The sequence below is a fragment of the Curtobacterium sp. MCBD17_003 genome (assembly GCF_003234885.2).
GTDB lineage: Bacteria > Actinomycetota > Actinomycetes > Actinomycetales > Microbacteriaceae > Curtobacterium.
In genome coordinates this window covers 1,167,577-1,190,196 of record NZ_CP126275.1, presented here as the reverse complement: position 1 = coordinate 1,190,196, position 22,620 = coordinate 1,167,577, and the positions used below count along the sequence as shown (strand labels likewise).

19 protein-coding genes are annotated in these 22,620 nt (G+C 71.8%); 12 read left to right on the top strand and 7 right to left on the bottom strand.

Annotated features, from left to right (window positions below):
* Positions 1-68: 68 nt before the first annotated feature.
* Genes DEI88_RS05760 through DEI88_RS05745 form a run of 4 tightly spaced genes read right to left on the bottom strand, consistent with a single transcriptional unit; the run spans position 69 to position 4,562 of the window.
* The gene (locus DEI88_RS05760) at positions 69-1,418 is read right to left on the bottom strand and encodes a family 4 glycosyl hydrolase (RefSeq protein WP_111048682.1); all 1,350 of its coding nucleotides are present in this window, start codon (positions 1,416-1,418) and stop codon (positions 69-71) included.
* Positions 1,415-2,248, bottom strand: a complete 834-nt coding sequence (locus tag DEI88_RS05755; protein WP_111012700.1) for a carbohydrate ABC transporter permease — start codon at positions 2,246-2,248, stop codon at positions 1,415-1,417. Before DEI88_RS05755 ends, DEI88_RS05760 begins: the two co-directional genes overlap by 4 nt.
* Positions 2,248-3,234 carry a carbohydrate ABC transporter permease gene (locus DEI88_RS05750; protein ID WP_181434676.1) on the bottom strand — a complete coding sequence of 329 codons (987 nt, stop codon included), beginning with the start codon at positions 3,232-3,234 and terminating at the stop codon, positions 2,248-2,250. The genes DEI88_RS05755 and DEI88_RS05750 overlap by 1 nt, the downstream gene beginning before the upstream one ends.
* Positions 3,231-4,562, bottom strand: a complete 1,332-nt coding sequence (locus DEI88_RS05745; RefSeq protein WP_111012702.1) for an extracellular solute-binding protein — start codon at positions 4,560-4,562, stop codon at positions 3,231-3,233. Before DEI88_RS05745 ends, DEI88_RS05750 begins: the two co-directional genes overlap by 4 nt.
* 212 nt (positions 4,563-4,774) lie before the next feature.
* On the opposite strand from DEI88_RS05745, the gene DEI88_RS05740 reads away from it, so the two are divergent.
* The 7 genes from DEI88_RS05740 to DEI88_RS05710 all read left to right on the top strand — a co-directional run bounded on the left by DEI88_RS05740 (position 4,775) and on the right by DEI88_RS05710 (position 12,892).
* On the top strand, positions 4,775-5,533 hold the full coding sequence (locus tag DEI88_RS05740; protein WP_111071663.1) for a DeoR/GlpR family DNA-binding transcription regulator: 759 nt from the start codon (positions 4,775-4,777) through the stop codon (positions 5,531-5,533).
* Between the two features lie 82 nt (positions 5,534-5,615).
* Entirely contained in the window at positions 5,616-6,914 is a 1,299-nt protein-coding gene (locus DEI88_RS05735) for an alpha-glucosidase/alpha-galactosidase (protein WP_111071662.1), read from the top strand.
* 124 nt (positions 6,915-7,038) lie between these two features.
* A complete protein-coding gene (locus DEI88_RS05730; RefSeq protein WP_111048684.1) occupies positions 7,039-8,319 on the top strand; it encodes a D-tagatose-bisphosphate aldolase, class II, non-catalytic subunit in 1,281 nt (426 codons plus the stop codon).
* 173 nt (positions 8,320-8,492) lie between these two features.
* The gene (locus DEI88_RS05725; protein WP_111071758.1) at positions 8,493-9,512 is read left to right on the top strand and encodes a PHP domain-containing protein; all 1,020 of its coding nucleotides are present in this window, start codon (positions 8,493-8,495) and stop codon (positions 9,510-9,512) included.
* Between the two features lie 213 nt (positions 9,513-9,725).
* Positions 9,726-11,168, top strand: a complete 1,443-nt coding sequence (locus DEI88_RS05720; RefSeq protein ID WP_111071661.1) for an amino acid permease — start codon at positions 9,726-9,728, stop codon at positions 11,166-11,168.
* Positions 11,169-11,288: 120 nt separating this feature from the next.
* A complete protein-coding gene (locus tag DEI88_RS05715; protein WP_111071660.1) occupies positions 11,289-11,993 on the top strand; it encodes an RNA polymerase sigma factor in 705 nt (234 codons plus the stop codon).
* A complete protein-coding gene (locus DEI88_RS05710) occupies positions 11,990-12,892 on the top strand; it encodes a hypothetical protein (protein WP_111071659.1) in 903 nt (300 codons plus the stop codon). The genes DEI88_RS05715 and DEI88_RS05710 overlap by 4 nt, the downstream gene beginning before the upstream one ends.
* Positions 12,893-13,003: 111 nt before the next feature.
* On the opposite strand, the gene DEI88_RS05705 is transcribed toward DEI88_RS05710, so the two are convergent.
* On the bottom strand, positions 13,004-14,029 hold the full coding sequence (locus DEI88_RS05705) for an aldo/keto reductase (protein ID WP_111012708.1): 1,026 nt from the start codon (positions 14,027-14,029) through the stop codon (positions 13,004-13,006).
* A gap of 174 nt (positions 14,030-14,203) precedes the next feature.
* Here DEI88_RS05705 and DEI88_RS05700 point away from each other — a divergent pair, with 174 nt between their 5' ends.
* The 3 genes from DEI88_RS05700 (at position 14,204) to DEI88_RS05690 (ending at position 19,078) form a co-directional block, all read left to right on the top strand.
* Positions 14,204-14,818 carry a TetR/AcrR family transcriptional regulator gene (locus tag DEI88_RS05700; RefSeq protein WP_258374969.1) on the top strand — a complete coding sequence of 205 codons (615 nt, stop codon included), beginning with the start codon at positions 14,204-14,206 and terminating at the stop codon, positions 14,816-14,818.
* Positions 14,819-14,850: 32 nt separating this feature from the next.
* Positions 14,851-18,411: a DEAD/DEAH box helicase gene (locus DEI88_RS05695; protein WP_181441189.1), complete on the top strand. Its 3,561-nt coding sequence runs from the start codon at positions 14,851-14,853 to the stop codon at positions 18,409-18,411.
* Between the two features lie 205 nt (positions 18,412-18,616).
* Complete coding sequence (locus tag DEI88_RS05690; protein ID WP_181441188.1) at positions 18,617-19,078, top strand: GNAT family N-acetyltransferase; 462 nt, start codon at positions 18,617-18,619, stop codon at positions 19,076-19,078.
* 30 nt (positions 19,079-19,108) lie between these two features.
* On the opposite strand, the gene DEI88_RS05685 is transcribed toward DEI88_RS05690, so the two are convergent.
* Positions 19,109-19,669: a cysteine hydrolase family protein gene (locus tag DEI88_RS05685; RefSeq protein ID WP_111071656.1), complete on the bottom strand. Its 561-nt coding sequence runs from the start codon at positions 19,667-19,669 to the stop codon at positions 19,109-19,111.
* 77 nt (positions 19,670-19,746) lie between these two features.
* Here DEI88_RS05685 and DEI88_RS05680 point away from each other — a divergent pair, with 77 nt between their 5' ends.
* On the top strand, positions 19,747-20,217 hold the full coding sequence (locus DEI88_RS05680) for a MarR family winged helix-turn-helix transcriptional regulator (protein ID WP_111036046.1): 471 nt from the start codon (positions 19,747-19,749) through the stop codon (positions 20,215-20,217).
* A complete protein-coding gene (locus DEI88_RS05675; protein WP_111071655.1) occupies positions 20,214-21,659 on the top strand; it encodes an MFS transporter in 1,446 nt (481 codons plus the stop codon). The genes DEI88_RS05680 and DEI88_RS05675 overlap by 4 nt, the downstream gene beginning before the upstream one ends.
* An 89-nt stretch (positions 21,660-21,748) precedes the next feature.
* Here DEI88_RS05675 and DEI88_RS05670 read toward each other — a convergent pair whose 3' ends face one another.
* On the bottom strand, positions 21,749-22,543 hold the full coding sequence (locus DEI88_RS05670; protein ID WP_220037236.1) for an aldo/keto reductase: 795 nt from the start codon (positions 22,541-22,543) through the stop codon (positions 21,749-21,751).
* Positions 22,544-22,620: the final 77 nt, after the last annotated feature.

Here is a 22,620-nt window from a genome sequence, read left to right as displayed (position 1 = left end):
GGTGATGCGTCGGCGTCCGGTCGCGTCGACGATGGTGCAGGAGCGGGGCGGGTGTCGGTCCGCGGTGGTCAGGCCTCGGCTCGTTCGGCCCGCGCGAAGCCGCCGAGGTGTTCCGGGTCGGCCGTGACGGCCGCGTCGAGCACGGCGACGGCCGTGGCGCGGTCGGGCACGAGCGGGTCGAGCACGAGTGCCTGCAGCGCGAGGTCGCGGCACCCGGACAGCGCGGCGTCGACGGTGATCTCCTGCTGCTCGGCTCGGGCGGACAGCACCGCCGCGATGCCGGCCGGGAGGTCCCCGACGCCGATCCCACGGATGCCGTCGGCACCGATCGCCGCCGGCACCTCGACGACCGCGGTCGCCGGCAGGTTCGTGATGAGGCCCCGGTTCGGCAGGTTGACGGCGAGCTCGACGTGGCTGCCGCCGGTGCGGATCGCCGCGGCGATCGCGACGAGGCGCTCCGCCTCCTGGTCGGTCGGCGGCGGGACCGGCCGATCGCCGTCGGCGAGCTCGCGCAGGTCGTCCCACAACCGCGACTTCTCGCCGATGTACTCGCGGGTCGCGTCGAGACCGGCCTGGAGGCCCCACGGCAGCGCGTCGTCGGGTCCGGCTCGCAGGTAGTCGCCGAAGAACTCGGCGACGTGCCGGTCCCCCGGCGCCGGGTAACGGTCGAAGGTCCGCAGCAGGTCCGCGGAGACCGGCGCCTGCGGCCCCTCGGTCCAGTCCGAAACCGCGTCGATCCCGCCCGCTTGGTCGGCCACCAGATCGCGGAGGCGCGGGTACAGGTCGCGCTCCGGCGTGCGGATGTCGAGGAGCCAGCACAGGTGGTTGAGCCCGGCGAAGGTGGCGGAGACCCGGTCCGGGTCCTCCCCCAGCGCCCGGACGAGCGCCGCCTTCGTGTGCATGGTGCCGTGGCAGAGCCCGACCGCCTGCACCGGGGTCTCGCGGGTCACGGCCCGTACGTTGGCGGTGAGCGGGTTGCTGTAGTTGACGAGCACCGCCTCGGGCGCGACGTCGGCGACGTCCCGCGCGATCGCGACGAGCTCGGGCACGTGCCGCAGCGCGCGGAGCACCCCGCCGGGGCCGACGCTGTCGCCGACCGTCTGCCGGATGCCGAGCCGCTCGGGGATCTCGAGGTCCCGGCGCCAGCCGTCCGCGGACCCGACCGCGATGGTGGTGGTGACGAAGCGGGCGCCGCGGAGGGCCTCCCGCCGGTCCGCGACAGCCTCGACCCGCATGTGCGAGCCGTACTGGGCGGCGATGCGTCGTCCGACCGCGGCCATCGTCTCGGCGGCCTCGGGCACGAGGTCGACGAGCCGGACGGTGACGTCGTCGAACGCCTCGTTCCGCGCGAGGTCGGTGAGCAACCCCGGCGTGAACACCGTGCTGCCGGCGCCGATGAGCACGAACGCGTCCGTCACTTCACGCTCCCGGTGAGCAGGCCGCTGACGATGTAGCGGTTGAGGACGACGGCGATCGCGGCGGGCACGACGACCGCCAGGACGCCGGCGGCGCTCATGAGCGAGTACGGCACCGTGTGGCGGCCCTGCAACGCGGCGATCACGACCGTGAGCGGCTGGGTCGAGATGTCGCTCGAGAGCACGAGGGGGAACAGGAACTGCGCCCAGGCGGACAGGAACGTGATGATCGCCGTCGAGACGATGCCCGGCCGGGCGAGCGGGAGCACGATGTGCCAGAGCACGCCGAGTCGGCTGGCCCCGTCCATCGACCCGGCCTCCTCGAGGGCGAGCGGGAGGCTCGACATGTAGTTGAAGAGGATCCAGGTCGCGAGCGGCAGGAAGCCCGACACGTAGACGAGCACGATGCCGGTGTAGGTGTTCACGAGCCCGGCGGCGCTGAGCATCCGGTACAGCGGGATGAGCGTGGCGTAGGCGGGGAAGGCCATGGTCGCGAGGACCGCGGAGAACAGCACGTTCCGACCACGGAACGTCATCCGGGCGAACGCGTACGCCGCGATCGTCGCGAGCACGACGGTGACGATCGTCGCCCCGCCGCACTCGATGAAGATGTTGAGCGTCGACTGCCGGACTGATGAGGCGATGTCCCCGCTGCCGCCGAGCAGGGTCGCGTAGTTGCCGAACGTCGGCGTCGGCGGGATGTAGTTCGCCGGCTTCGCGCTGATCTGCTGGTCGGTCTGGAGGCTCGTGTTGAGCACCCAGTACAGGGGCACGAGCGTCCAGAGGACGATGAAGACGACGCCGACGGGACGGGCGACGGATCTGCGACGCATCAGAACTCCACGGGCTTGTAGACGAAGCGGACGACCGCGAGCGAGACGACGACCGTGACGATGGTGATGAGCAGCGACAGCGCGTACCCCTCGCCGAAGTCGAGGTTCTGGAAGCTCACGAAGTACGTCTGCTCGGTGACGGACGCGCCCGTCGATGCGGCGCCGTTCAACACGTACGGCTGGTCGAACACGTTGAGGGTGGCGATGACGGCCTGCACCATGGCGATCGCGATGCCCGGTCGGGCCAACGGCAGCGTCACCTGCATGAACGACTTCCATCCGGTGGCGCCGTCGATCGAGGCCGCCTCGTAGAGCTCGCCCGGGATGTTCTGCAGCGCCGCCAGGACGAGCAGGGTCGACAGCGGCGTCATCTGCCACACCTGGACGATCTCGATCACGAGGATCGTGACGAACCGGTTCTGGCCGAGGAACACCTGGTAGTGGGTGATGACGTGCAGGGTCGACAGGACGCTGTTGAGCAGCCCCGTGTTGCTGTCCCAGATGCCCGACCAGACGATGCCCTCGACGACGCCGGGGAGCGCCCACGGCAGGATCAGGATCGCGATGAGCACCGAGCGGCCGATGAACGGCTTCTGGAGCGTCACCGCCATGACGATCCCGAGCACCGTCGACACGATCACGCCGATCACGACGTAGTAGGCCGTGTTCACCATGCTCGACACGATCGTGTCGTCACGGAACAGCTGGACGAAGTTCTGGATGCCGACGAACGAGTTCGGCGGATCCAGCGGCTGCGCTTTGAAGAACGCCTCGACGAGCGTGATGCCCGCGGGCACGAGCGCCAGGACGAGGATGAACAGTGCGAGCGGCGTGACGAGCGCGTAGGGCAGGAGGTCCATGCGCTTCCGCCGCCCCGGGCCTCCCGGTCGGCCCGCCGGCAGCCCGCTCGCGGCGCGGCCCGCCCTGCCCACGCGACCGGCCCGGCCGGTCCGCGTGGTGGCCGGCGCGCTGGTGCCGACCGTCACGAGTTGCCCTTCGCGAGCGAGTTCGCGCTCTTCGCGATGGCGGCGACCGCCTGGTCGACCGACATCGAGCCGACCGCTGCCGCGTGCAGGTTCGTGTTCACGGCGCGGGAGAACTGCGGGTACCAGGACGGCGCACCGGCCGGGAACACGGCCTTCGAACCCTGCAGCAGCGTCGTGAGCTCGGCACCCTGCGCGAGGTTGCCCGACGTCGTCAGGGTCTTCATCGCGCTGAGCCGCGACGGCGTCGGGTAGTTCGGCATGACCTTGGACGCGCCGTCGGCACCGGCGAACGCGGCCTGGTTGCCGGAGGCGGTGATCCACTTGATGAACTCCGCGGCGGCCTTCGGGTACTTCGCCTGCTTCGGGATCCCGATCCCGTCCGGGTTGCCGAGGTTGGCGACCGTGCCGCTGACACCGGGCGTCGGGATGTACTGCACGTGGTGCACGACGGTGGACGAGGCCGGGACGTCGTACAGGCTGCCGACGTTGCCGGAGTAGTCCGACAGGGTCGAGGCGGTGATGCCCTTCGCCATGAGGTTCTGCATGCCCTGCGAATCCGTGACGTTGATGTTCCCGTTCGGGACCAGGCCGTTCTTGATCGACTGGACCATCCACTTGGCGGCCTTGTAGCCGCCGGAGCTCGGCGACGTGAACTGCGGCATGCCGCTCTTGTCGAGGACCTGCCCGCCGAACGCGGCCGTCGTCTGGTACCAGTACGTCGACAGGCCCTCGGCCGCGGCGAACGGGATGTTGAGCGGGGTGTCCGTGACGCCCTTCGCCTTCACCTGCTCGAGGTCCTTGGTGTACTCGTCCATGGTGGTCGGCATGGTCGTGATGCCGGCCTTGGCGAACTCGTCCTGGTTCACGGTCGTGACCATGTACGACGAGTCGAACGGGATGCCGTAGACCGTGCCGTTCGAGGTGAACGAGCTCATCTGCGGCATGTCCGACTTCATCGACTTCACGTCGAGGTAGTCGGACATCGGGCGGAACCACCCGAGCTTGCCGAGCTGACCGACGCGGGACCAGTCGACGTCGGTGACGTCGGCGAAGTACGTGTTCGAGGTCGCTGCCGCCGCGATCTTCGTCTGCAGGCTGTCCCAGTCGACGACGGTCCACTTGACGTGGATGCCCGTCTGCTTCGTGAACTGCGCGAGCGCCGCCTTGGGCGGGGAGGGGTTCAGCCACGCGACCGTGATCGTCGCGCCCTTGGTCTGGTCCGACCCCGAGCTCGCCCCGCCCCCGGCACACCCGGTCGCGAGGAGCGAGAGCCCGAGCGCTCCCGCGACGAGCGCCGAGCCCCGGAGGCCCTTCCGCTTGATTGCCATTGTCGTGACCCTTCTGCCACCGCAGCGCGTCGTCGCGCCGAGGACCGATACCTGCGCAACCTGCGCGGGCGTGGCGGCAACACTTGCACTTTTCGCGCAGTTCCGTCAACTGAGCACGGGCGTTCGTAACGAGCAGGACACAAAGTTGCAGGAATCATGATCGAACCGCGCGAACACTCCCCCGGAGACTGCGCGAAGGCTAGAGTTGCTGTGTGCAGCGAAAGCAACGGCTCAACCAGATCGTCGCCGCGATCGTCGAGAACACCTCGATGGACGTCCCCGAACTCGCGGAACGGTTCGCCGTGTCCGAGGCCACCGTCCGGCGGGACCTCGAGCTCCTCGAACAGCAGCAGCTCGTCAGTCGGACCCGAGGCGGGGCCACCCGGCACGTCGCGTTCAACGACCTGCCGCTCGGGTACAAGACCTCGCAGGACGCGGCGGAGAAGCACCGCATCGCCCGTGCCGCGCTCGCCTACCTCGAGGGCGCGCGCGTCGTCGGCCTGACCGGCGGCACCACCGTGTGGGAGTTCGCGCAGCAGATCGGCAACCGCACGGGGCTGACCGTCGTCACGAACGCGCTCAACATTGCCACGGGGCTCGTCGAACACAGCGGGGTCAGGGTGTTCGCGGCGGGTGGGGAGGTCCGGTCGAGCAGCCAGGAAACCGTCGGTCCGAGCGCCGAGGCGTTCCTGTCCGATTACCACATCGACGTGTCGTTCGTCGGGGTCGACGGAGTTGACGCCACGGCCGGGTGCACGAACTACGATCCGGTCGGCGCCCGGGTGAACGCGATGATGAGCCGGCGGTCCCGCGCCACCGTGGTGCTCGCCGACGCCACCAAGATCGGTCGCATGGCGCTGGCGAGCGTCTGCTCGATGGCCGACGTCGACGTCCTCGTCACCGACACGCGGGCGCCGGACAGCGCCGTCGAGGCGATCGAGCGCCAGGGCTGCCGGGTCGTCCGCGCCTGAGGAACCAAGCAGTTCGCGCAGTTCTCCATGCATTCCTGCGCGCTGATTGCGCAGAAAGCACGCAGCATGCCAGGGTGAGCGCGTGGTCAAAGTAGCCTTCATCGGCGCCGGGAGCGTCGAGTTCACCCGCAACGTCGTCACCGATCTGTGCACCTACCCGGAGCTCCAGGGACAGCTCGAGCTGTCGCTCCACGACATCGACGCCGAGCGCCTCGGGTACGCCGAGGCCCTCGCCGGCCGGGTGTCCGACCTGGCCGGAGCCGGCGCGCGCATCAGCTCCGACATCGACCGACGCGCCGCGCTCGAGGGCGCCGACTTCGTCATCAACGAGATCCAGGTCGGCGGGTACGCGGCGACCCGCCTCGACTTCGACATCCCCGCGAAGTACGGACTGCGTCAGACGATCGGCGACACGATCGGCGTCGGCGGCATCTTCCGTGGCCTCCGTACCATCCCCGTGCTCCAGGGCATCGGGAACGACCTCGCCGAGGTCGCGCCCGACTCCACGCTCCTCAACTACAGCAACCCGATGGCGATGCTGCCGTGGGCCGTCGCGGCGAGCACGCCCTTCCAGCGCGTCGTCGGCCTGTGCCACTCCGTGCGCGACACCCACCGCCAGCTCGCCGAGCTCGTCGGCGTTCCGCAGGACGAGATCGAGTACGTCACCGCCGGCTTCAACCACCAGGCGTTCGTCCTCCGGTTCACCCGCGACGGCCAGGACCTGTACCCGCGCCTCCGCGAGGTCGTCGAGGCCGACCCGGAGCTGCAGCGCCGCGTGCGCGTCGAGATCTTCCGCCGGTTCGGGTACTTCCCCACCGAGTCGAGCGAGCACTCGGCCGAGTACGTGCCATGGCTCATGCACGACGACGCCGCGATCGATCGGTTCCGCATCCCGGTCGGCGAGTACCTGCGCCGCTCCGAGGAGAACCTCGACGAGCTCGACGAGACGAAGCACATCCTCGAGGGCGGCGGGGAACTCACGCTCGAGCCCACCTCGGAGATGGCGTCGGAGTACATCCGCGCGCAGGTGACCGGTCAGCCGACGGACCTGTACGTCAACGTCGTGAACAACGGCAAGATCGCGAACCTCCCCGACGAGTGCGCGATCGAGGTCCCCGCGACGGTCGACGCCGACGGCCTGCACCCGCAGTCCGTCGGCGCACTGCCCGCGCAGCTCGTCGCGCTCAACCGGACGTTCCTCAACGTCGTCGAACTCACGGTCAAGGCCGTCCTCGAGGGCGACCGCGACCACGTGTACCACGCCGCGATGCTCGACCCGAACGCCGCCGCGTCGCTGAGCCTGGACGACATCCACGCGATGTGCGACGAGCTGCTCGAGGCGCACGGCGACCGGATCCCACAGGCGCTGCGTCTCCACTGATCGCCGCCGCACCACCATCGGGTGCGTCGGGAACCGCCATGCTGGTCCCGATGCACCCGATCCCGGTCGACGTCCCGTCGTCGACCACGGACCGCGCTCACCGCGCTGGAAGGAACCCCACGACATGAACCAGGTCGAAGCCATCGTCCGTCGGCACCGCGGCGGCGACACCGTCGGGATCACCTCCGTCTGCTCCGCGCACCCCCTCGTGCTGCGGGCGTCGATGCGGCAGGCCCTCGAGGACGGCTCCGTCCTGCTCATCGAGGCGACCTCGAACCAGGTCGACCAGTTCGGCGGGTACACGGGGCTCACGCCGGAGCAGTTCCGCGACCAGGTGCTCGGCTTCGCCGACGAGGAGTCCTTCCCCCGCGACCGCCTGGTGCTCGGCGGGGACCACCTCGGGCCGAACCGGTGGCAGCGCGAGACCCCGGATCAGGCGATGCCGAAGGCCGACGACCTCGTCGCCGCGTACGCCGCCGCCGGGTACGCCAAACTCCACATCGACTGCAGCATGCGGCTCGACGGCGACCCCACGCCCCTGCCCGACGCCGTCGTCGCCGAACGCGCGGCCCGGCTCATCGCGATCGCCGAGGCCGCCCGGCCGACCGACGGCGAACCGCCCGTGTACGTGATCGGCACCGAGGTGCCCGTGCCGGGAGGCGCGCACGAGACACTCGGCGCGCTCCAGCCGACGAGTCCCGCGGCCGCACGCGAGACCCTCGACGCCCACCGGGGCGCCCTGCGCGACCGCGGCCTCGACGCGGTGTGGCCGCGGGTCGTCGCACTCGTCGTGCAGCCCGGCGTCGAGTTCGACCACCTCAAGGTGATCGACTACGACCGGACGGCCACGCAGCAGCTGCAGCGGGTCCTCGACGACGAGCCCGACATGGTGTTCGAGGCGCACAGCACCGACTACCAGACCCGCGGCCACCTGACCGAGCTCGTCGAAGACCACTGGGCCGTGCTCAAGGTCGGGCCGGGGCTGACGTTCGCCCTGCGCGAGGCCCTGTTCGCCCTCGCCGCGATCGAGGACGAACTCGTGCCCGCCGGCGAGCGCTCCGACCTCGTCGCGTTCATGGACGAGCGGATGGTCGCCGATCCCGGGTACTGGGAGCACTACTACGAGGGCGACGCCGAGGAGCAGCGCATCGCCCGCCGGTACAGCTACAGCGACCGCATCCGCTACTACTGGGCCTCGCCCGAGGTCGAGGAGCGCGTCGACCGGTTGTTCACCAACCTGACCGCGTCCGGGATCCCCGAGCCGCTGATCGGGCAGTTCCTGCCGAAGCAGTTCACGCGGGTGCGGCAGGGCGTGCTGGCGCCGGAGCCCGAGGCCCTCGCGGTCGACGCCGTGCGCGAGGTCCTCCGCGACTACGCGGCGGCCTGCGGGCACAGCGTCGGCTGACCGCCGGCCGCTCCCCCGCTCCCCCTTCCGCGAGATCGCAGTCGTTGCCGCTCTGACCGGCGTCGGAACGACGACGACTGTGATCTCGTCGGAACGGTCGGGTGCCGGCCACCCGGACGCCGGACGCCCGGGACGCCGGGACGCCGGACGCCCGGACGAGCAGGATGGACGGCGTGCACCCCGTCGACGCCCTGCAGGAGATCGCCTTCTGGCTCGAACGGGACCTCGCCCCGTCGTTCAAGGTGCAGGCGTTCCGCACGGCGGCCGCCGCGATCGCCGGTCGGTCCGACGACGATCTGGAGGCCCGGCTCCGCTCCGGCGCACTCGCCCGCACCAAGGGGGTCGGTTCCCGCAGCCTCGAGGTGATCGGCCAGGCGCTCGAGGGCCGCGTGCCCGACTACCTGCAGGCCCTGCTCGACCGGGAACGCGAGACGACGAGCGAGGCCGGGGCGGGCCTCCTGGCCGACCTGCGCGGCGACCTGCACTGCCACAGTGAGTGGTCGGACGGCGGAACGCCCATCGCGCTCATGGTCGAGGCGGCGCGGACCCTGGGGCGCGAGTACATCGCGCTCACCGACCACTCGCCCAACCTGACCGTCGCGCACGGTCTGACCGCCGAGCGCCTGACCGAACAGCTCGGCGTGCTCGACGACGTCCGGGCGGACCACCCCGACGTCCGGGTGCTCAGCGGGATCGAGGTCGACATCCTCGAGGACGGCACGCTCGACCAGACCCCGGCGATGCTCGACCGGCTCGACGTCGTCGTCGCGAGCGTGCACTCGAAGCTCCGCGCTGACCGCCGCACGATGACGGAGCGCATGCTCGGCGGCATCCGTGATCCGCACACCAACGTCCTCGGGCACTGCACCGGCCGCCTCGTGCAGGGGTCCCGCGGCGAGCGCCCGCAGTCGACGTTCGACGCGCGTGCGGTGTTCGAGGCGTGCGTGGAGCACGACGTCGCGGTCGAGATCAACAGCCGACCCGAGCGACAGGACCCGCCGGACGACCTCATCCAGCTCGCGCTCGAGGTGGGCTGCCTGTTCAGCATCGACACCGACGCACACGCGCCCGGACAGCTCGACTTCCTGCGGCTCGGGGCGGAGCGGGCGGCGCAGAACGGGGTGCCGGCGGACCGCATCGTGACGACGTGGCCGGTGGAGCGCCTCCTGGCCTGGGCGCATCCGCAGGCCTGACGGCCGTCCGCCCCCGCCGTCCGAGGGCCACCGGCCACCGGCCACCGGCCACCGGCCACCGGCCACCGAACACCGAACACCGGCCACCGAACACCGAACACGACCACCGGCCACCGGCCACCGGCCACCGGCGACCGGCCGCCGACCACCCACGAATGCCGCGGGATCGGGGCCGGGGGCGCCAACGGCTGAGCAGAGTGACAGGATGAACGCGTGACGACGACGTCAGCGCGGCGCGACCTGTTCCGCCGCAAGCCGATCGACCAGGTCGAGGACGATCCGGGCGCGGGGTCCCCGCCCGGCGGTCTCGCTCGCCAACTGGGCCTCTGGCAGCTCACCGCGATCGGCGTCGGCGGCATCATCGGCGCGGGGATCTTCACCCTCGCGGGCCAGGTCGCGCACCAGACGGCAGGACCCGCGGTGCTCATCTCGTTCCTCGTCGCCGGGGTCGCGAGCGCGGCGGCAGCGCAGTCGTACGCCGAGTTCGCAGGGATGATCCCGAAGGCCGGCAGCGCCTACACGTACGGCTACGCGGTGCTCGGCGAGCTCGTCGCCTGGTTCATCGGCTGGGACCTGCTCCTCGAGTACACGGCGATCGTGGCGGTGGTCGCGATCGGCATCTCGGGGTACGTCGGGTTCCTGCTCGGGCAGGTAGGTCTCGATCTCCCGGCGTGGATGCTGGGCGCCCCGGGAACGGGGCACGGCCACGTCGTCGACGTGTTCGCGATCGCACTCTGTCTGCTCACGGCGTTCGTCCTGACCCGGGGCATCCGGAGTGCAGCGCGGTTCGAGTTCGTGGCGGTGGGGATCAAGGTCGCACTCGTCGTGCTCATCGTCGTGCTCGGCGTCTTCCACATCCGGGCGGCGAGCTACCATCCGTACTTCCCGCACGGCTTCGGCGGGGTGATGACCGGGGCGGCGACCGTGTTCTTCGCGGTGTTCGGGTACGACGCCATGAGCACCGCGGCGGAGGAGTCGAAGGACGCGCGGAAGCACATGCCGAAGGCGATCCTGCTGTCGCTCGGGATCGCCATGGTGTTGTACGTGCTGGCCACCCTGGTGCTCACGGGCATGCAGCGGTACACCGAGATCGACCCGGCGTCGGGCTTCGCGACCGCGTTCGCGTCGGTCGGGCTCGGGGGCGTGGCGGACGTCATCGCCGTGGGCGCGATCATCGGCATCGTCACGGTGCTCCTGACGTTCCTGCTCGGGGTCTCGCGCGTGTGGTTCTCGATGAGCCGCGACGGCCTGCTGCCCGCGTGGTTCGCCAAGACGGACCCGAAGCGACACGTCCCGACGCGCGTGACGTGGATCGCGGGCGCGGCGGCGGCGGTCCTGGCGGGGCTGCTGCCGATCGGCACCGTCGCGGAGCTGACGAACATCGGCATCCTGCTCGCCTTCGTCGTGGTCTGCTCGGCCGTGGTGGTCCTCCGCTACCGGCGTCCGGAGATCCCACGCCAGTTCCGACTGCCGCTCATGCCCGTCGTGCCCGTGATCGGGGTGATGGCGTCCCTGTGGCTGGTCACGTTCCTCCAGTGGGAGACGTGGGTGCGGTTCGGCGTGTGGTTCGCGATCGGTCTCGGGGTCTACTTCGGGTACTCGCGTCGGCACTCGGTCCTGGCGACCCAGGAGGCGCCGCCGTCCTCGGCCGGATAGGCGGGCGCCGTCCCTCCCCGTCGCGCGTCGTACACACTCGGCGGCCAGACGGGGCGGCAGCGGTTGCACACTGGGGCGTGCCGGACACATCCAGGGTGACCACCGATCCGAAGGAGTCCCGTGGACCCCACATTCACCGAGCTGTACCGGCTCCACTACCCCGCGGTGCTGCGGTTCGTCCGTCGACGAGCGCATCCGGCGGCCGTGGACGACGTCGTGTCCGAGACCTTCGTCGCCGCGTGGCGCCGGCAGGACGAGATGCTCGTCGCACCGCTCCCCTGGCTCTACCGGACGGCACGGAACGTCATGCTCAACGCCGCCCGGAGCGCCGGACGTCGGACCGGACTCGCCGTCCGGGTGCAGGGTGAGGCATCGGTCGCGGTTCCGAGCGACGACCCGATCGCGGCGCTCGAACGTCGGCACGACCTCGCGCTCGCGTGGCGCTCGCTCGACGAGCTCGACCAGGAGGCCCTGGCCCTGCAGGTCTGGGAGGGCATGACCGGAGCGCAAGCCGCCGCCGTCCTCGGCATCAGCCGTGCGGCCTACTCGATGCGCGCCAGTCGCGCCCGACGCCGCCTGGCAGCGGTGCTCCGCGACTCCGACGACGACCAGCGCGACACCGGTTCGGCACCCGCCACCGCCTACGACGACACCGGCCGGGAGGCCCCGCAACCCGCCGCCACCTGGCCCACCTCCGACGCCGGCCGGGAGGCCCCGCACCCGCTCGCCAGCTGGCCCACGCCCGACCCGGATCCGGGCCCCGACCACCCGGACTCCCCCACCGCGATGACCGCACTCCGCCTCGACCGGAAGGCACGACGATGACACGACCGCACGCACCACGACTCGACCACGAGCTCGGCGGCCTCGACACCGAGCCCCGCGCCGACCTGACCCCGAGCGAGGTCGACCGCGCCGAGCGCCTCCTCGCCGCGATCGTCCGACTCGACCCCGAGCCGGAGGTGGGCCGCGTGACGGGCTCGTCCCGGGCCTCCCGGCCGATGCCGGCGACGCGGATCGGACGCGGGCCGGTCACACGGGCCGCCTGGGCGACCGGTGCCACCGTGGCGGGTGGCGCGCTGCTCCTCGGCGGCGCCGTGGTCGGCCTGCCGATCGCCCGAGACCTGTACCACCAGCTGCCGGGACACGCGACGAGCCTGTCGACGGCCGAGATCGCCTCGTGGACGGCGGTCCCCTCGCACCCGTCGGCGACGTCCTCGTCGATCGAGGCGATCGCACAGCAGTGCACGACGTCGGTGGGCACCGACGCGACCTCGACGGCCGGACGGATCTCGGTGTCGGACGTCGACCGCCGCGGCTCGGTCCTGACCATGGTGGTGTCGAGCGCGGGCGACGGCGCGCGGCGCTGGTGCCTCGTCGGCTCCGGACATGTCGTGTCGTGGGAGCTCATCGACGACCGCTCGACCCCGCTACCGGTGCTCGCCGCCGGGACGGTCAACGTCCAGAGCACCGAGATGAACGGATCGGGCGGCCAGGCGATCAGCCGCGCGTACGGGCAGGTCGGGCCGGACGTCACGGGTGTCGTGCTGCACACCGCCTCGGGCCGGACGATCACGACGACCGTCGGGGACGGCCTGTGGACCGCGTGGTGGCCGCCGGTGGACCGGGACACCGGGGACCTCGGGGACCTGACCGTGACGTGGACGACGAGCGACGGCGCGACGCACTCGGCGTCGACGGACGCCCTCTCCGCGCTGCGCTGAACAGCGCTCCCACCGGCCCGGTCACCCCCCCCTTCGTCGAGATCGCAGTCGTTGCCGCTCTGGAGCCGCAGATACCGGCAACGACTGCGATCTCGCGGAAGAACGGGGCGGTCAGGCGGCGGAGCGCTCCGCGGCCGGGCGTCGGCGCAGCGCCGGGTCGCCGACCTCCGGGCCGCGGTAGACCATGTCCATCGCCCCGACGCTCTCGCCGGGCGGGACGATCGCGTCGATCCGGTCGAGCACCTCGTCCGACAGCGCGACGTCGATCCCGGCGAGCGTGTCCTCGAGCTGCTCCATGGTCCGGGGTCCGGCGATGGCGGAGGTCACCCCGGGATGCGCGATCACGAACGACATCGCGAGGTGGGTGAGTGGGACACCGACCTCCTGGGCCAGCGTGATGAGCTGCTCGACGGTGGCGAGGCGACGTTCGTCGCGGAAGTGCCGCATCCCGGAGACCGACGAGCGGAACACGTCGTTGTCCTGACCCGCCCGGTAGCGCCCGGTCAGGGTGCCACCGGCGAGCGGGCTGTAGACCAGGGTCCCCATGCCGTAGCGCTCGGCGACGGGGAGGATCTCGCGCTCGATCTCACGGTCGAGGATCGAGTAGTTCGGCTGTTCGGTGCGGAACCGCTCGAACCCGCGGCGCTCGGACGTCCACTGCGCCTCGACGATCTCGGAGCCGCGCATCGAGGACGACCCGATCGCGCGGACCTTGCCCTGCCGCACGAGGTCGGTGAGCGCCGACAGCGTCTCGTCGATGTCGGTGTCGGGGTCCGGGCGGTGGAGCTGGTACAGGTCGATGTGGTCGGTCTGCAGGCGGCGGAGCGATCGCTCGACCGCCTGGGTGATCCAGCGCCGCGACGCGCCCCGGTGGTTGACGTCGTCGTCCACGGGACCCCAGAACTTCGTGGCGAGGACGACGTCGTCGCGGCGGCCCTTCAGCGCTTCGCCGACGACCTCCTCGGAGTCGCCGTAGCGGTCGGCGGTGTCGACGAGGTTGATGCCGGCGTCGAGGGCCCGGTGGATGATCCGGACGCCCTCCTTCCGGTCCGGATTGCCGAGACTCCCGAGCATCATCGCGCCGAGCGCGTACGGGGTGACCTTGATGCCGGTGCGGCCGAGAGTGCGGTACTGCATGATGCTCCACTTCCGGACCCGCGCCGCCCTGTCAGCCGAGGCGGGTCGTATGATCGATGAATCGGAACGACCTTCCGGAACGACCGCTCGATGCGATCGGATATCCGGAACGTTGTTCCGCTTGATTCCGTCACCTTATGCGGAACGTTGTTCCGCCGCAAGAGGAGCCCCATCATGCCCGCGCCCACGAGCGACACCGAGGCCTCGATCGCGCCGGCCGGCCGACGGATGCGCTCGGACGCGCGGCAGAACGTCGATGCCCTCCTCGAAGCCGCGAAGGCGGTGTTCGCGGACGCCGGTGTGGACGCGCCGGTGCGGTCGATCGCTGAACGCGCGGGCGTCGGGGTCGGCACCCTGTACCGGCACTTCCCGCTCCGCTCGGACCTCATCTCGGCGGTGTTCCGGCGGGAGATGGACGCGTGCGTGGCGGCCGCGGACGAGATCGAGGCCACCTCGCCGCCGGGCGAGGCACTCGACCGCTGGATCATGCGCTACACCCAGTTCGTCGCCACGAAGCGCGGGCTCGCTGCGGCACTCCACTCGGGCGACCCGGCGTACGAACCGCTCGCCGAGTACTTCTCGACACGACTCGCACCGACGCTCGATCGGCTGCTCACCGCGGCGACCGCGTCCGGCAACGTCGTGCACGAGGTCGACCCCGCCGAGTTCCTCGGGGCGGTCGCGGACCTCTGTCACGCGGGTGGGCCTCCCGGGACCGAGCGGTCCGGCCGTGCCGAACGCATGGTGCGGCTGCTGCTCGCGGGACTGCGGGCGGAGCCGGGCGACTGACGACGTCGGACGCTCCTGCGACGATGGGGGACATGCCCGCCCCGCTCGTCGACGCGGTCGACGTCATCCGACTCGTCGGCCCGCGTCCGTTCGGGCGCGCGAAGGACCTCGTGCGTGCCGGCGGCGTGCTCGGGACCCGCTGGGACGACGCGGACGAGACGCTCGCCGCCCTCGTGCAGGGCTCCGGCCCCGAGCCGTACCAGGTGAGCGTGCACCTCACGCCCACCCGCGGTCCGTTCAGCCGACCCGGCCGGAACACCTGCACGTGCCCCATCGGTGGCGACTGCAAGCACGTCGCGGCGGCGCTCCTCGAGGTCACGGCCGCCGCGGTCCGGCGCGACCCCGGGCTGACCGGCGCGGCCGGACTCACCGGACTCGTGGCGCCGACGGGCCTCGCCGCGACGGCGGTCGACGACGCCGTGGCCGTGCCGCCCGAGCACTGGCGGACCGCGCTCGGGTCGCTCGCCGGCGACCCCGGGCCGTCGAGCGCACGGACGATCGCGATGGGCCTCCAGTTCGAGCTCCGGGACCTCGTGCCGCAGCGACTCGCCCGCGCGGCGGCGGGTCGCGACGCCGCTCGGTCGGTCGGGAGCCGCGTCCGCCTCGGCGTCCGCCCGGTCACGCGCAGCGCCGCGGGCAACTGGGTTCGCGGGCAACTCACCTGGGGGTCGCTCCCCTACTCCCGCAACCGCCTCGGCGCGGACCCCGACCAGCACGCCTGGTTCCTGCAGTTCGCCGCGCTGCACCGCTCCGCGCACGCGGCGTACGCGCCGGGCGAGAGCGACTGGCTGTTCCTCGACGAGTTCGCGAGTCCGCTGCTGTGGCCGCTGCTGCACGAGGCCGAGCGGCTCGGCATCGCGCTCGTCGCAGCGGGCGCGAAGGCCGCCGCACGCGGGCGCGGCCGGAGCGCCAGTGCCGGCACCGGCACCGGCACCGGCACTGGCACGGCGCCCGACCCCACCGCCGACACCGACGCCCGTGCCGTCGTCGTCGGCCGGGAGGCCCGGGTCGTCCTCGATGCGTCCCGCACGTCGGACGGCGTGCAGCTCGGCGCACTCGCCCTGGTCGACGGCCGTCCGATCCCGCCGGGGGCCGCGGGCGCGATCGGCACCCACGGCGTCTACGCCTTCCGTCGCTCCCCCGCGCTGCACATCACCCTCGCGCCGACACCGACACCCCTGCGCGAGGACCAGCGCCGTCTCCTGACGACCGGGGACCGCATCACCGTCCCGCCCGCGGACGTCGACGAGTTCCTGCACGACGTCTCGCCCCGCCTGCGCGGCAGCGTGGACCTCGTGAGCGCCGACGGCTCGCTCGAGCTCCCGGACCGCACGCCGCCGGAGTTCGTCCTGACCGTGACGTTCGAGCCCGAGGACCGCGTGCTGCTCAGCTGGCGTTGGCACGTCGACGGCCGACGGGACCTCCCCGCAGCGCACGGACCGATTCCGGACCTGTCGGAGGTCGACGGGCCTCCCGGCGTGCGGTGGCCGAGCCGGACCGGCGTCGACCCGGTACGCGACCGCGACCGAGGCGGCGACGTCGACGTCGACGGAAGCGACGCCGACGACGGGGACTCCGACGACGGCGACCAGGTGCTCGACGGCTCCGACGCCATCGAGTTCACGACGACGACCCTGCCGACACTCCAGGCCCGCGACGACCTGCGCGTCCGCATCGTGGGCGAGCGCCCGGACTACCGGGAACTCACCGACCGGCCGAAGCTGACCCTGACCACGATGCCGAGCCCGCACCGCGACTGGTTCGACCTCGGGTTCCTCGTGACCGTCGAGGGTCGCACGGTCCCGTTCACGCCCCTGCTCGAGGCGCTCGCCAAGCGGGAGCGGAAGCTCAAGCTCATCGACAACACGTACATGTCACTGCAGAACCCGGTGTTCGACGAGCTGAAGCGCCTCATCGACGAGGCGACCGAGCTCGACGAGTGGGAGCCCGGCCGCTACCGCATCAGCCCGTACCAGGCCGCACTGTGGTCGGAGTTCGACCAGCTCGCCGACGAGACCGTGCAGGACGCCGGGTGGCGCGAGACCGTCGAGGGCCTCCTGCGGTTCCAGGACGCCACCGACGACGACCCGGTGATCACGGCCGTGTCCGTGCCGGAGTCGGTGCACGCCGAGCTCCGCCCCTACCAACGCGAGGGCCTGGCGTGGCTGACGTTCCTGTACGAGCACGGGCTCGGCGGGGTCCTGGCGGACGACATGGGGCTCGGCAAGACGCTGCAGACGCTCGCGTTCGTGGCGGGCGTCCGGGAGCGCGAACGGGCGCGGGCCGGCTCGGGGGACGCCGCACCGGACCGGTCGGGAGGCCCGTCAGCCGCGGCTCCCGACCGTCGCCCGTTCCTCGTGGTCGCGCCGACGAGCGTCGTCGGCAACTGGGTCACCGAGGCGGCGCGGTTCACCCCGTCGCTCGTGGTGCGCGGCGTGACGGCGACGACCGCGAAGCGACGGCGGATGCTCCGGGACGCCGCGGCCGAGGCGGACGTCGTCGTGACCTCGTACGCGCTGTTCCGGCTCGACGCGGCGGCGTACCGACAGCAGGAGTGGGCCGGGCTGGTCCTCGACGAGGCGCAGTTCGTCAAGAACCGGACGTCCCAGGCGAACCGGCTCGCGGCGGACCTCCCCGCGCCGTTCAAGCTCGCGATCACCGGGACGCCGCTCGAGAACGGGCTCATGGACCTGTGGTCGATCTTCTCGGTCGTCGCGCCCGGTCTGCTGTCGAGCGTGACGCGGTTCACGGACGACGTGGTCAAGCCGGTGGCGTCCCCGGACCTGACACCGGAGCAGCGGGCCGATGTGATGGGTCGGCTGCGGCGGCGGATCCGGCCGCTCATGCTCCGGCGCACCAAGGAGTCCGTGGCGGCGGACCTGCCCGAGAAGGTCGAGCAGGTGCTGCACGTCGACCTCGACCCGGAGCACCGCGCCCTCTACGACCGGACCCTGCAGCGCGAGCGGCTCAAGGTGCTCGACCTGCTCGACGACATGGACCGGCACCGGATGATCGTGTTCCGCTCGCTGACGCTCCTGCGGATGCTCGCCCTCTCGCCGGCGCTCATCGACCCGGACTCGGCCGTGCCGTCGGCGAAGCTCGACCTGCTGCTCGACGACCTCGCGGAGCTCGAGGCCGAGGGGCGCCGTGCCCTCGTGTTCAGTCAGTTCACCTCGTTCCTCCGGCTCGTCGCGGCCGGGCTCGACGCGCGCGGCGTGGCGTACGAGTACCTCGACGGGTCGACGACCGGTCGCGCAGCGGTGATCGACCGGTTCAAGCAGGGCAGTGCGCCGGCGTTCCTCATCAGCCTCAAGGCGGGCGGGTTCGGCCTCAACCTGACCGAGGCCGACACGGTGTTCGTGCTCGATCCCTGGTGGAACCCCGCGGCGGAGGCCCAGGCGATCGACCGCGCGCACCGCATCGGGCAGCGGGTCCCCGTGAGCGTGCACCGCCTCATCGCGCAGGACACCATCGAGGACAAGGTCCTGGCCCTCGCGACCCGCAAGGGGGAACTGTTCGACGCGGTCATCGACGAGGACGACACGTTCTCGGGAGCGCTGACGGCTGAGGACGTGCGGGGGCTCCTGGAGTAGGACAGTTCCGTCTGGATCCACCACACCCCGAACTGGGTGGTCACCGGGGACAGGACTCACAGCGTGCCCCCGGTGTGACCTGATTTGCTAGACAGACTAGCGAATCCGAGTTCCCGCCCGGCCCTGGACGTGGCGACTCCGGACCTGCAGTGGGGCGACCGAGCGGTCGCCCTGTGCAACCCGAACCGAGGAACCAATGACGCTCATGAGCACCACAGCACCATCCGAGATCACGATCGACCACGAGCCGTACAGCGGCGAGGACGCCGTTCGCCTGCGGGCCGTCGCACTCCTCAGCGCCGGGCTCCCCCCGCGCATGGCACGGACGCTGCCCCCGGCGTCGGTCGCGGCGAACCTGACGGTCCGCAACGGCATGGGTGAGCCGCTCGGCTACGGAGTCCTCAGCGAGGTCGCCGATGGCGTGCTCGAGATCCAGTCGTTCTTCATCCGCGAGGACGCCCGGGGCGCCGGTATCGGCAGCGCGCTGCTCAGCCGCCTCGAACAGGTCGCGGGCGAACTCGGCTCCCCCGCCCTCGTGCACGCCGGCACCCCGGGCGACGCGGACATCACGGACACGCTGCTGCGCCGCGGGTACGTGCCGATCGCCCCATTCGGTGTGCACACCCTCGTGGCGGACGTGGTCTGCGTCTCGAAGATCCTGGTCTGATCCGCGGGACGGCCGGGAGGCCCGGCGGCGTCATCCGCGGAGGTTCGCCACCCAAGCGTCCACGGTCGTGACGTCGGCCTGTCGGGGGTAGACCTTCTCGGTCAGGACCCGGTGGACCTCGGGATCGGCGTCCGCACATGCGTCGGCGAGGACGGTGATCCCGTAGTCGAGGTCCGCGGCCTGCCGGAGGGTCGACAGCACGACCCCGCTCGTGGCGATGCCCGCGAGGACGAGCTCGGTCGCCCCGGCAGCGCGGAGCACGACGTCGAGGTCGCTGCCGGCGAAGGCACTGACCCGGCGCTTCGTCACGACGACCTCGTCGGGACGGACCGCGAACGCGGCGTGGATCGCGGTCGAGCGCTCGTCGAAGCCGGCGGCGTCGCCCCGCTGCCGCATCGCGTCGAAGCTCTTGTTCGACGCGGCGATCTCCGGGAACCCCGCGCGGAAGGCGACGCGGACGAACACCACGGGCACGCCGCTCGTGCGGGCGGCATCGACCGCGCGCGTGGCGGCCGCCAGGACCTCGGGCGAGCCGAGCCGGTCGACGATGCTGGTCTGGAAGTCCATGACGAGCAGGACGGGTGTGGACATGGCGAGCCTCCGGTGGTCGTGTGGATTTCGACAGTCCTGACTGTACAGGTACTGATGCGCAGTCTAGGCTGCCGATCATGTCCGACGAACCGATCCCACTCGACGCATCCCCCGCGGCGACCTCGCTGGCCGTGCGCGTGGCCGTCGGCCGTTTCCTCCGCCGCCTGCGCGAGGTCGCGGCCGAGGGCGACCTCACTCCCTCGCAGGCGTCCGTCCTGACCCGCGTCGGCAAGGGCGAGGCGACCACCGCCTCGGCTCTCGCCGTGCTCGAGGGCGTCCGGCCGCAGTCGATGGCGAACACCCTCACCGCGCTCGAGGCCGCAGGGCTCGTGCAGCGGGCACCCGACCCCACCGACGGGCGCCGCCAGATCGTCGGCCTGACCGACGCCGGGTCGGTGCAGAACGAGGGCAACCGCGCCGCGCGGCAGGAGTGGCTCACCGAGGTGATGGCCGAGCGGTACACGGAGGACGAGCGTCGTCGCCTGCTCGAGGCCCTGGCGCTGCTCGACCGGGTCGCCGAGGCACCGACGGAGCGCACCGACCGATGAGCGAGTCGGACACCGGGCGGCTCCCCCGCCCCACTGCACCGTCCACGCCGGGAGCCGGACGACCGCGCCGCGCCGCGCCTCCCGACCGGTTCGACCGGCGCCTGCTCGCGCCGATGATGCTCGGGTCGATCCTCAACCCGATCAACTCGTCGATCATCGCGGTCGCCCTCGTGCCGATCGCCGCCGCGTTCGGCGCCCCCGCGTCGGAGACCGCCTGGCTGGTGTCCGCGCTGTACCTGGCGACGTCGATCGGGCAGCCCCTGGTGGGGCGACTCGTCGACACGTTCGGGCCGCGGCGGCTGTTCCTCGTCGGCGCCGTGCTCACCCTCGTCGCGGGCGTGATCGGCACCGCGGCCCCCGGGCTCGGGTGGCTCGTCGCCGCCCGGGTCGTGCTCGGGTTCGGCACGTGCGCGGGGTACCCCGCCGCGATGACGCTCATCCGTGCCGAGGGCCGCCGCACCGGGCAGGACAGCCCCCAGGCGGTGCTCACCGCGCTCGCCGTGACGACGCAGACCATCGCGGTGATCGGGCCGACGCTCGGCGGACTCCTCATCGCCCTCGGCGGGTGGCGGGCGACGTTCGCGGTCAACATCCCGCTCGGTGTCGCCTGTCTGGTGCTCGGCTGGGTCGCACTCCCCCGGCACACCGCGCTCGACGCCACCCGGACGCGTGCGCGGTTCGACGTCGCCGGTGTCCTGCTCTTCGCGGCGACGCTCCTCGCGCTCCTGCTGTTCCTCATGGACCTGCGGCCGGCACTCGTCTGGCTGCTCGTGGTCGCCGTCGCCGCCGCGGTCGCCTTCACGGTGCGCGAACTCCGTGCCGTCGACCCGTTCATCGACGTGCGGGTGTTCGCCGGCAACCTCCCGCTGCTCGGGACGTTCGCGCGCGCCCTCGTCGCCCAGGTCGTCAGCTACGCGTTCCTCTACGGGTTCACGCAGTGGCTCGAGGACGGCCGTGGCTTGTCGGCATCGGCCGCGGGGCTCGTGCTGCTCCCCCTGTTCGGTGCGGCCATCGTCGTGTCGACCCTGACCGGCAGACGGCCCGAGGTGCGGGCGAAGCTCGTCGTCGGCGGCGTCCTGCTGCTCGTCGGCTGCGTCCTGCTCCTCGCCGTGGGGTCCGGCACGGCCGTGTGGCTCCTGTTCGCCCTCACCACGCTCGTCGGGATCCCGCTCGGGCTGCTCAACCTGGCGAACCAGAACGCCCTGTACCACCAGGCGGACCCCGAGCGGGTCGGCGCGTCCGCGGGCTTGCTCCGGACGTTCTCGTACCTCGGCGCGATCGTGGCGTCGGCGTCGGGCGGGGCGGCGTTCGGGGCGCGGGCGACCACCCCCGGGCTGCACGAACTCGCGTGGATCATGGTCGTGGCGGCCGCGGTCCTCGTGGCGCTGACGCTCGCCGATCGCTCGCTCGCAGCGCTCTCGCGCCCGGCCCGGACGCCCTGACCGTCCACCCCCTCTTTCACAAGATCGCAGTCGTTGCCGTTCAGACCGCGTCTGGAACGGCAACGACTGCGATCTCGCGGGGTCGTGCGTCAGCGGGCGGTGCCGCCCAGGGCGTCGATCGCGGCGACCTCGTCCTCGGTCAGCTGGAACGTCACGCCGCGCGCGTTCGAGCGGATGCGCTCCGGCTGCGACGACTTCGGGATGACGACGAACTCGTGCGCGATGTGCCATGCGACGATGACCTGCGCGGCGTCGGCGTCGTGCGCCTCGGCGATGCGGAGGAACGTCGGGTCCTGGAGGTTCGAGGCCTTGAACGGGCTGTACCCCTCGAGGACGACGCCCCGCTCGGCCAACCCCTGCGCGAAGGCGACGTCGTACTCCGCAGGGCTCCAGCGCACCTGGTTCACCGACGGGGTCACGCCGGTCGCGTCGATGAGTTCGTCGATCTGCGCCAGCGAGTAGTTGCTGACGCCGATGGCCTTGGTCAGACCGTCCTGCTGGGCGGCGATGACCTGCTCCCACACCGCCGGGGTCGCCTCGCCGTTCGGCGGCCAGTGCACGAGCCACAGGTCGAGCTGGTCGACGCCGAGCTTGTCCAGGCTCTCGGAGATGGTCTGCCGTTCACGGCCGCCGTGCTCCGGCGGCAGCTTGGTGGTGATGAACACCTCGTCGCGGTCGAGTCCGGACTCGGCGACGGCCCGACCGACCCCGCGCTCGTTGGCGTAGCCGGTGGCTGTGTCGATGTGGCGGTAGCCGGCCTCGAGGGCCGAGCTCACGGCAGCGGGGGCGTCGGCGTCCTCGATCTGCCAGGTGCCGAAGCCGAGCAGCGGCATCGAGGCGGTGGGCAGGGCGACGGCTGGTTCGTTGTACGCGTCGTTGGGCATGACGCCTGTCTACTCCGCCAGGCGGGCGCGGGTGAGCGTTCACTCGCCGACCGGCCGGGAGGCACGACCCCTGTCCT